The following is a 10,072-nucleotide window of genomic DNA, read 5'->3' on the forward strand; positions in this document are numbered from 1 at the left end:
CGATAATCGCCGATATAAATTTCATGTACTATAACTACCGCCCATCTTACACAAAAAAGGCATCACCACAAGGTGATACCTTTTCTTCTATTACATCGCTTCCGAATCCCATTCATGCTCCTGCTGAACAAACACAATACCTAATTCGTGATGTCCACCAGCGTATAATGCCGTTTGAGCAAGGCGAAGTTCTCCATTTGTATCTAATACTTCTAACTTACAAAATGCTCCTGTCGTCTTCGTTTGAAGTGCATCATAAAATTCCTCAGCACTTCTTGGAATGACTCCATTTACTTTCGTAATCATTTCTCCAGGCAGTAAATTCAGCTCTGCTCCAATTGTATTTGGAATTGTATCTAGTACAACGAGTCCATCATTACGTGCAGCGAAGTATGCTGGTCTTGTTTCATCCGCAATTTTCTCTTGCATGGAAATTGTAAAACGTCCAAGCATTGCAACGCCCATTGCAATAATGGCAAGTACGTGCCACCAATAACTTGCGATTCCTAAAACAAGCACAAGTCCTGCTAATCCGTACACACGTCTTCCTGTAAATAATAAAGCTTCCGTCGGCTCATAACTTCTAATCCTTCTCATAAATCCAATTAAAAATGGAACGAGGAATAGAGAATATGTATGTGAACCGATTGACACGACAGGCCACCATGAAATAAACTGCGTTACTGCTTCACCTGGTACAAGAATAAAAATAGGAACGATCCATAAACGCTTTGATTCGTGTAAACCAATCTTTAGTCCACGCTTCCCCTTCCTAATCTTCGGCGTCGAATATCCTACTGCATTTTTAGAAATCAACAAGCCCTCTACAACGAGCATGATGCCTAGCAAAATAGCAAGGGATACGATTGTATTCTCTTCACCTTCTCCAAGCTGTAAGAAAGAAACTGGTAGCTTAGAAGATAATAGAACACATACAATCGCGACACTAAACGTATAAGCTGCTGATAAATATCGATACATAGCAGTTAATCCAAATAGTAACGTCCAAAGTAAAATGGCCCATAAGCTCGCCTTAGAAACAACAAGTCCGAGCCCAATCGTAATGATAGATACGATTAATCCGTATTTAACTCCCGCCAATAAAGATGTTCGAAGTTCAAACCAAATATCATAAACTTTAAAAGAAAAATCTTTTCGTTCTCGTAACATACGTAAGTATCCAACGAAGATACTACTTATTAAAAATACATAGACAGCAGGGTGTAAGAAAAAACGTCCAACTGCCCGCATTATTTCAAAAATCCATGCCTCCACGAACCCATTCACCACCATTTATATCATTCTTTCTTTTTATATTATCATAACTGGACAAACGTTTGTTTAACACAAAAAAATACAGGCAGCAAACTGCCTGTATTTCTTTTTACTTCGCCATTAATTTTAATGCTGACTGTAATTGTAGATCATTTTCTCCAGAACGGATTTTTTCAATAATTTTCGTTTGAATCGCCTCAGCTGTCTTTTTATCGAGCTGTCCTGTCGCTTCCATCTTATTCGCATTTTGGAATGCTTTCAGTGCTGATTCTGTCTCTTTACTAAAGTATCCATCTTCACGTCCTGGTACATATCCTAAACTCTTAAGCATTTCTTGGGCATGTTTTACTTGTACATCATTTGCATTGTATGAAAGTGTCTTTTCAATTTGAATTGGTGTCGCATGATAATAATCTGGTTGTTTCACTTCTACAGTTGGCTTGATTCCTTTTTTATGAATCCAGTTTCCATCCGGTGTTAACCATTTGAACATCGTTAATTTGATGTTGCTGCCATCTTTAAATGGAACAGCTTGCTGAACAGTACCTTTGCCAAACGTTTTTTCACCAATTAAATCGTATCCTTCTCCCTCTTTTAGCGCACCCGCTAAAATCTCTGAAGCAGAAGCACTTCCGTTATCAATTAATACTGAAATCGGATATGGTTTTCTCTCTTTCAGTTCCGTAGAGAATTTCTTCTTCTCACCATTTCGTTGCTCTACTTGTAGCATCGGCTTTTTATCCGTCATAATTTCTCCTAGTATCTCTTCTACACTATTTAAGTAGCCACCAGGATTACCACGTACGTCAATAACTAAGCCTTTTATGTTTTTCTTCTCTAACTCTTTTAACTGATCCTTAAATTCTTTCGCTGTATTTTCAGCAAAAGAAGTGATTTGCATATAACCGATATCTTTTCCGCTCTCTTGTTTCACAGAGCTAAACACTGTGAAGATTGGAATTTTTTCACGCTTAATTTTAAATACAATCGGATCAGCCACTCCTGCACGCTTAATTTCAATCGCAACAGTCGTTCCTTTTTTACCACGAATCTTTAATACCGCTTCTTCACGTGATAAATCTTTCACACTATTTCCATCTACAGATAAAATTTGGTCATTCGGTTTAATTCCAATCTTTTCTGCCGGTGAGCCTTTAATTGGAGATACGATAATAAGCTTACCATCCGTCTTGTTCACCTCAGCCCCAATCCCCTCTAGCTCAGGATCAAGCGATTCACTAAACTGTTTAGCCGTTTCTTTATCCATATACGTGGAATAAGGGTCCTTCAGCGTAGACAACATGCCTTGTATTGCACCTTCGACTAATTTTTCATCTTTCACGTCTTCCACATAACGTGAATCAATTAGTGCATACGCCTCATTAATTTTTGCCAAATTCCCTTGCGCAGTGCTAGCGTTTCCATTCGAAATTGTTTGCGTTACTTCTGCTGGGTTAACCCCAAATAAAGACATACCTGCAAACATTCCGCCAGCACCAATTAAAAATGCAACAACCATTCCAATAATTGCAACTCTACGTTTCAATGCGGAATTCCCCTTTCCAAAACACACAGGTGGTGTAGCAAAAGGCATCACACAGTGTGTGATGCCTTTACCTATTTCTACTATATGATAAGCTTGTACGAATTATGTTTGCAACTTTTTATACTTTTAAGAAGCGACGAATTGACATTACACTTCCCCACATACCGATTAAAGCCCCGATTAACACTAGTAAACCAGCTAATTGGAATACGAATGGGCTGTATGGTAGAAGTTCGAAAATTGTTCCGCCAAGTTTTTCGTTAAACACACCTTGCAACGAATTATACGTAACTAGAATTAAGCCAATTGGAATAATTGATCCTAATACTCCTAGGAATAATCCCTCTAATAAGAACGGCCAACGAATAAACCAGTTTGTTGCACCTACAAGTTTCATAATTTCGATTTCTGTACTACGAGCATAAATTGTAATTTTAATTGTATTAGAGATTAAGAACATCGCTGTGAATAAAAGACCAGCAATTAACACAATCCCGATGTTACGACCAGTTTTTACAGTATCAAATAATCGTTCAACTTGCCCTTTTCCGTACTGAACATTACTTACAAACTGCATTTTTTCAATCTTTTTCGCAATTGTTGCTGTATCTGTTGGTTCTTTTGCTTTGACAACGAATACGTTTTTAAGTGGGTTATCTTGTTCAAATAACTCAAATGTCTTTCCGCTATCGCCTAAGCTTTTAATTAAACGTTTTAACTCTTCTTCTTTAGAAGAATATTTAATAGAGTCTACTTTTGCAATCTTACTCATATCATCTTCTAATTTCTTTTGATCAGCTTCTTTTGCTGCTGGATCAATGTGTACACGAATTTCTACATCTTGCTCTACTTTCGTCGCAAAATGGTTCATATTCATAATCGCTGTTAAAAAGACACCTACAAGTAATAATGTAACTGTTACTGCACTAACAGAAGCAAACGTCATCCATCCGTTACGTGATAGATTCTTTACACCTTCTCGCAAATGTCGACTAAGGGTCTTAGCCTTCATATCCGTATCCTCCCTCCATCTCATCTCGAACAATTTTTCCGCCTTCAATCGCGATTACACGATGACGGATTGTATTTACGATATCTGCGTTATGTGTCGCCATAACGATCGTTGTACCACGCTCATTAATGCGTGTGAAAATCTTCATAATATCAAGAGCTGTTTCAATATCTAAGTTACCTGTCGGCTCATCGGCAATTACAACCTTTGGTCTATTAACAATTGCTCTCGCAATCGCAACACGTTGCTGCTCCCCGCCTGAAAGTTCGCTTGGAAGTGCGTCTGCACGATCTTCAAGACCTACAAGACCTAACACTTCTGTTACACGCTCACGAATTGCATCTGGCTCTTCTTCAATTACTTCTAAGGCAAACGCAACATTCTCATATACCGTTAATTTAGGTAGTAATTTAAAGTCTTGGAAAATCACGCCTAATTGACGACGGAAATATGGAACGTCTCTTTCTGCTAATGACTCGATAGTAAGTCCATTTACATTAATTGATCCTGTAGATGGCTTCTCTTCACGATACATCATTTTAATAAATGTAGATTTTCCGGCTCCACTCGGTCCAACTACGTATACAAACTCGCCTTGTTTAATGTTAACTGTGAGACCAGCAATGGCTTTCATACCATTCGGGTACTCCTTATAAACATTCGTCATTTTTATCATTATTTATCACCCAATACTTAATGATTTTTTTCGAAATACTTTTCTGTACATTTGAAAATAAAAGCTAAACCTTCATTCTCTTTTAACCGACTCTTGTTGAAGGTAGTCTACTTATACTCTTTTTCTAAGCAATACTACTCTATGTAATATATTTCAGCAAAATTCTACAAACCTCATTGTAACATCAAACGGTTTCCAGTTTGGATACATTTTTGTTACAGTTATGTTACATTCCAAAAAAAGGGAAACGAGTTGATTATATGAATCAACTCGTCCATTTTACCCCTTTTTATTTATGTTCAGCTAACCATTCAGCTACTTTTTTCGCATCTTCACCTTGAATAAGTCCTGGTGACATTGAACCGCGACCTTTTTTAATAATTTCTTCAATATCTGCCGCGTCGTACTTACCGCCTACTTTTCTTAAATCAGGTCCAGTTGCCCCTGATAAATCTGTTGCGTGACACCCAGCACAACTTCTTTGGAAAATTTGTTCTGCACTGTCTGTACTTGCAGACTGGTTCGAAGGTTTACTCTCTTCTTTATTTCCACACGCTCCTAAAGCAAAAACGACTGATGTTCCTAGCGCAATAGCCAACAATTTCTTTTTCACTTCTATCGCTCCCCATTGTTGATATTCTTTTCATTCCTAACACACTCATTTTCATTATAAGCATTATCTTTATATAGAAAAACTAAGGTATATTTCATATTCTTCAAAAATACAGCGGGAACCCTAATGATATAAAGCTTTTATAAGTTGTTTCAATTCTGTGAACAACTTATAAACTTCTATAAAGGATCCTTTTTGAACGGGAATTTAGAAAAAACCTGTAGAAAGCCTTACTCAATTGCCAATCTGTTTTACTATTTTCTACTTTTTACAAAACAATATACAACATTGTATGCTACATATAATTCCATCAAAAAGAGAAGTTGTCGTTTCCAACTTCTCTTCCTCTGTACTTCATCCATATAAATAAAATAGCACTCTTTATATCCTCTATATCCTCAGCGTGTGCCAACAATTTTGTTGGCTTTTTTTCACTTAGCTTATTAGATGCGAGAACGTAAGTAAGCATCAATAAACGGATCAATTTCTCCATCCATAACTGCTTGCACATTACCGACCTCTGTATTTGTACGGTGGTCTTTCACAAGAGAATATGGGTGGAATACGTAAGAACGGATTTGGCTACCCCATCCGATTTCTTTTTGCTCTCCGCGAATTTCATCTAACTCCGCTTGTTGCTCTTCTAATTTCTTTTGATATAATTTCGCTTTTAACATCTTCATCGCATGCTCACGGTTTTTAATTTGAGAACGCTCTGACTGACACGTTACAACCGTATTTGTCGGTGTATGCGTAATACGAACTGCTGAATCTGTCGTATTAACGTGCTGTCCACCCGCTCCACTTGCACGATACGTATCAATTTTCAAGTCTTCTGTACGCACTTCAATTTCAACTTCATCATTGAACTCAGGCACAACTTCACAAGATACGAACGATGTATGACGACGGCCTGAAGAATCGAATGGAGAAATACGTACAAGACGATGTACACCTTTCTCTGCCTTTAAGTAACCGTAAGCGTTATGACCTTTAATTAATAAAGTAACACTCTTAATACCAGCTTCATCACCTGGTAAGTAGTCAACCGTTTCTACTTTAAATCCACGTTTTTCAGCCCAACGTGTGTACATACGTAGTAACATAGAGCCCCAGTCTTGTGACTCTGTTCCACCAGCACCTGGGTGTAATTCTAAAATGGCGTTATTTTTATCATAAGGATCGCTAAGTAATAACTGCAGCTCATACTCATTCATTTCTTGAATTAAGCCTTTTACTTCTGATTCAAGTTCCTCATGTAAATCTTCATCATACTCTTCTTTTAAAAGCTCATGTGTAATTTCTAGGTTTTCGAACGTCTCATCTAGCTGACGGAACTTTCCAACCATATCTTTCAGTGCATTTGCTTCGTTAATTACAGCTTGTGCGCCTTGTTGGTCATCCCAAAATCCTGCGCCCATCATTTTCTCTTCTAATTCTGCAATTTGTTTCTCCTTAGTAGGGAGGTCAAAGAGACCCCCTAAAAGCCGCTAATCTCTTAGCCATTTTCTCTAATTCCTGTCTAATTTCTACTAATTCCATTTCCTTCACCTCTATGTAATTGCTGTTACTTTCGCATGAAAACAAGGGAAACTCTCTCCACTTATGACGGAGAGAGTTTAATCCTTCTTAATTATACATTTTTGATGTAAAAGTTTGCAAAGCAGCCTGGGCTACCGCCCTATATTACTTCCCAATGCCACAGCAGTTTTTATATTTTTTACCGCTACCACATTTACATAAATCGTTGCGGCCCACTTGGTCACCTTTTACAACTGGTTTTTTCTTCGCCTCTTCGCCATCGCTAGATGGGTGAACAGCTTCACCTTGAACAACTTCTTGACGCTCTAAGTTTTGTTCAATTTCAGCCTTCATAATGTAACGAGAAATTTCCTCTTCAATAGAAGCAATCATTGATTCGAACATTGCGAATCCTTCCATTTGATACTCACGAAGTGGATCAATTTGACCGTAAGCACGTAAATGAATACCTTCACGAAGGTGATCCATCGCATCGATATGCTCTGTCCATTTCGTATCTACAACACGGAATACAACAACTTTTTCGAACTCACGCATTTGCTCTTCTGGCATAAGCTTTTCTTTGTCATTGTAACGCTCTATTAACTTCGCGATAATTGGCTCGCTCATTTCCTCTGGAGCAAGGCGACGTAATTCTTCTTCTTTCACATCTCCTTCTTGCAGAAGGTTTGTATTTAAGTAGTCAACAAGACCTTTAATGTTCCAATCTTCTTCAATTTCCTCTTGTGTATGAAGTGCAACCGCACGCTCTACTGTAGATTTCATCATACCTTCAATAATACCGCGTAAGTTCTCAGACTCCATTACCTCTTGACGCTGCTTGTAAATAACTTCACGTTGCTGACGAAGTACATCATCGTATTGTAGTAACTGCTTACGTGCATCATAGTTATTTCCTTCTACACGTTTTTGCGCAGATTCTACTGCACGAGAAACCATTTTACTTTCGATTGGCTGAGAATCATCCATACCAAGGCGATCCATCATCGCTTTCATATTATCAGAACCGAAGCGACGCATTAGTTCATCTTCCATTGATAAGTAGAACTGCGTAACACCTGGGTCCCCTTGACGACCAGCACGACCACGTAACTGATTATCAATACGACGACTTTCGTGACGCTCTGTACCGATAACGGCTAAACCAACGTTTTTCACATCGTCTCCAAGCTTAATATCTGTACCACGACCTGCCATGTTCGTCGCAATCGTTACAGCGCCTTTTATACCTGCTTCTGCAATGATATCCGCTTCACGCGCATGGTTTTTCGCATTTAAGATGTTATGACGTACACCTTTACGAGTTAACATTTTTGAAATAAGTTCTGACGTTTCAATCGCCACTGTACCGACAAGAACTGGTTGTCCTTGTTTATGACGATTTACAATATCCTCAACAACAGCATTAAATTTACCTTCCATTGATTTGAAGATTAAATCCGCACGGTCATCACGAATAATCGGTTTGTTTGTTGGAATTACGATAACGTTCATATTGTAAATGTTACGGAATTCCTCTTCCTCTGTTTTCGCTGTACCAGTCATACCAGATAACTTTTCGTACATACGGAAGTAGTTCTGGAATGTAATTGTCGCAAGCGTCATACTTTCATTTTGAATTTCTACGCCTTCTTTTGCCTCGATCGCTTGGTGTAACCCTTCGCTATAACGACGACCTTTCATAAGACGACCAGTAAATTGGTCTACAATTACGATTTCGCCTTCTTGTACAACATAATCTGTATCACGATGCATAACAACGTGCGCACGAAGTGCCTGATTAATATGGTGAAGAAGCGCTACATGTTTTAAATCAAATAAGTTTTCAATATGGAAAGCTTTCTCCGCTTTCGTAATACCATCTTCTGTTAACATTACATTTTTCGTCTTCACATCAAATGAATAATCTTTTTCATTTTCTAACGTACGAACGAATGCATTTGCAAACATGTACAGCTCTGTTGATTTTTGAGCTTGTCCAGAAATAATAAGTGGCGTACGCGCTTCATCGACTAAGATAGAATCGACTTCATCGATAATAGCAAAGTGCAGTGGGCGTTGAACGCACTGCTCTTTATATAAAACCATGTTGTCACGTAAGTAATCGAATCCAAGCTCATTATTTGTGCTATACGTAATATCAGCAGCATAAGCCTCTTGTTTCTCTTCGCGTGACATACTGTTTAAATTAATTCCTACTGTTAATCCTAGGAACTCATGAAGTTGTCCCATTTCGCTCGCATCACGTTGTGCTAAGTATTCATTGACTGTAACAACGTGAACACCTTTTCCTGTTAAAGCATTTAAATATACAGGTAATGTAGATGTTAACGTTTTACCTTCACCCGTTTTCATCTCAGAGATATTCCCTTCATGTAAGGCAATACCACCCATTAACTGTACACCATACGGACGCATTCCAAGAACACGAGTCGCAGCTTCACGAACAACCGCAAAAGCTTCAGGTAGTAGATCATCTACTGTTTCACCTTTTGTTAGACGTTCTTTAAATTCAAGCGTCTTCCCTTTTAATTGTTCATCAGTTAATGGCTTAATAGATGGCTCTAGTGCATCAATTTGCTCAACTGTCTTCTGCATACGTTTAATTTGGCGTTGATTTACATCAAACACCTTTTTTAAAATACCGATCATAGGAAATACGCTCCTCTTTTTATTAAAATAAAACTTCCGATTGTTTTTTCTTTTTCTCTATTACAATCAGTCGTTATAAAAATCAAATGTATGTTATGCCAATTTTTCTCCTAATTAAAAAAACTAAAATGTATATACCTAATGATAATTGTAACACTTGTCTTATAACTATGACAACAATCGGCCGAATGTCTCGTTCTAAATTAAGAAAACTTTTTTAAAAAATCTATTTTCAGCAAAAAAAGCGCAGCCATTTCGGCTACGCTTTTGAATTATTATTTAGTTTCGATTAAACCATATTTCCCATCTTTACGGCCATATACAACATTAGTTTCATTTGTATCAGCATTTGTGAAGACGAAGAAATTATGCCCTAGCATATCCATTTGTAGGATTGCTTCTTCAACGTCCATCGGTTTTAAATCGAATCGCTTTGTACGTACAAGTTCTAGTTCATCCTCTTCTACCTCATCCAGAACAGCTACTGCTTCTGGAAGGATAAAGTTCGTTTTCATAGAACCTTTCTCACGTAACTTACGATTTACTTTTGTTTTATGTTTACGAATTTGTCGCTCAAGTTTATCAACTACTAAATCGATAGCAGCGTACATATCGCTATTAGTTTCTTCTGCACGAAGTAATAAATCAGTAAATGGAATTGTTACCTCGACACGTTGCTTGTCAGAGTATACTTTTAAATTAACTTTAATCTCTGGGAATGTATCAAAATAACGCTCTAACTTACTTAGTTTTTTC

The 10,072-nt window shown here is 37.7% G+C and carries 8 protein-coding genes; all 8 read right to left on the reverse strand.

Annotation, left to right across the window (positions count from 1 at the left end):
- Nucleotides 1–90: 90 nt before the first annotated feature.
- The gene (locus MR083_RS25015) at nt 91–1,293 is read right to left on the reverse strand and encodes a PDZ domain-containing protein (RefSeq protein ID WP_041184482.1); all 1,203 of its coding nucleotides are present in this window, start codon (nt 1,291–1,293) and stop codon (nt 91–93) included.
- A gap of 91 nt (nt 1,294–1,384) precedes the next feature.
- On the reverse strand, nt 1,385–2,821 hold the full coding sequence (locus tag MR083_RS25020; RefSeq protein ID WP_000830290.1) for a S41 family peptidase: 1,437 nt from the start codon (nt 2,819–2,821) through the stop codon (nt 1,385–1,387).
- A 118-nt stretch (nt 2,822–2,939) separates the two neighbouring features.
- Nucleotides 2,940–3,833, reverse strand: a complete 894-nt coding sequence (gene ftsX, locus MR083_RS25025; RefSeq protein WP_000645019.1) for a permease-like cell division protein FtsX — start codon at nt 3,831–3,833, stop codon at nt 2,940–2,942.
- Nucleotides 3,823–4,509: a cell division ATP-binding protein FtsE gene (gene ftsE, locus MR083_RS25030; RefSeq protein WP_000594318.1), complete on the reverse strand. Its 687-nt coding sequence runs from the start codon at nt 4,507–4,509 to the stop codon at nt 3,823–3,825. The genes ftsX and ftsE overlap by 11 nt, the downstream gene beginning before the upstream one ends.
- A 289-nt stretch (nt 4,510–4,798) precedes the next feature.
- Nucleotides 4,799–5,122 (reverse strand): cytochrome c551, encoded by a 324-nt coding sequence (gene cccB / locus MR083_RS25035; protein WP_000727968.1) that lies wholly within the window; start codon nt 5,120–5,122, stop codon nt 4,799–4,801.
- Between the two features lie 443 nt (nt 5,123–5,565).
- A protein-coding gene (prfB, locus tag MR083_RS25040; RefSeq protein WP_096001716.1) for a peptide chain release factor 2 occupies nt 5,566–6,664 on the reverse strand; the annotation gives its coding sequence in 2 pieces (ribosomal slippage) (nt 5,566–6,591 and nt 6,593–6,664; 1,098 coding nt in all).
- 144 nt (nt 6,665–6,808) lie between these two features.
- The gene (gene secA / locus MR083_RS25045; protein ID WP_048553050.1) at nt 6,809–9,316 is read right to left on the reverse strand and encodes a preprotein translocase subunit SecA; all 2,508 of its coding nucleotides are present in this window, start codon (nt 9,314–9,316) and stop codon (nt 6,809–6,811) included.
- Between the two features lie 275 nt (nt 9,317–9,591).
- Nucleotides 9,592–10,072 (reverse strand): ribosome hibernation-promoting factor, HPF/YfiA family (hpf, locus tag MR083_RS25050; RefSeq protein ID WP_242270005.1); only part of this gene is annotated, 481 nt, incomplete at its 5' end.

The organism is Bacillus cereus group sp. BfR-BA-01408 (assembly GCF_022663305.1).
Taxonomy (GTDB): domain Bacteria; phylum Bacillota; class Bacilli; order Bacillales; family Bacillaceae_G; genus Bacillus_A; species Bacillus_A pacificus.

Bases quoted from the DNA above. Each gene is read 5' to 3' on its own strand.
- MR083_RS25015 (WP_041184482.1), bottom strand. From the start codon at position 1,293: ATGGTGGTGAATGGGTTCGTGGAGGCATGGATTTTTGAAATAATGCGG.
- ftsX (WP_000645019.1), bottom strand. From the start codon at position 3,833: ATGAAGGCTAAGACCCTTAGTCGACATTTGCGAGAAGGTGTAAAGAAT.
- ftsE (WP_000594318.1), bottom strand. From the start codon at position 4,509: ATGATAAAAATGACGAATGTTTATAAGGAGTACCCGAATGGTATGAAA.
- secA (WP_048553050.1), bottom strand. From the start codon at position 9,316: ATGATCGGTATTTTAAAAAAGGTGTTTGATGTAAATCAACGCCAAATT.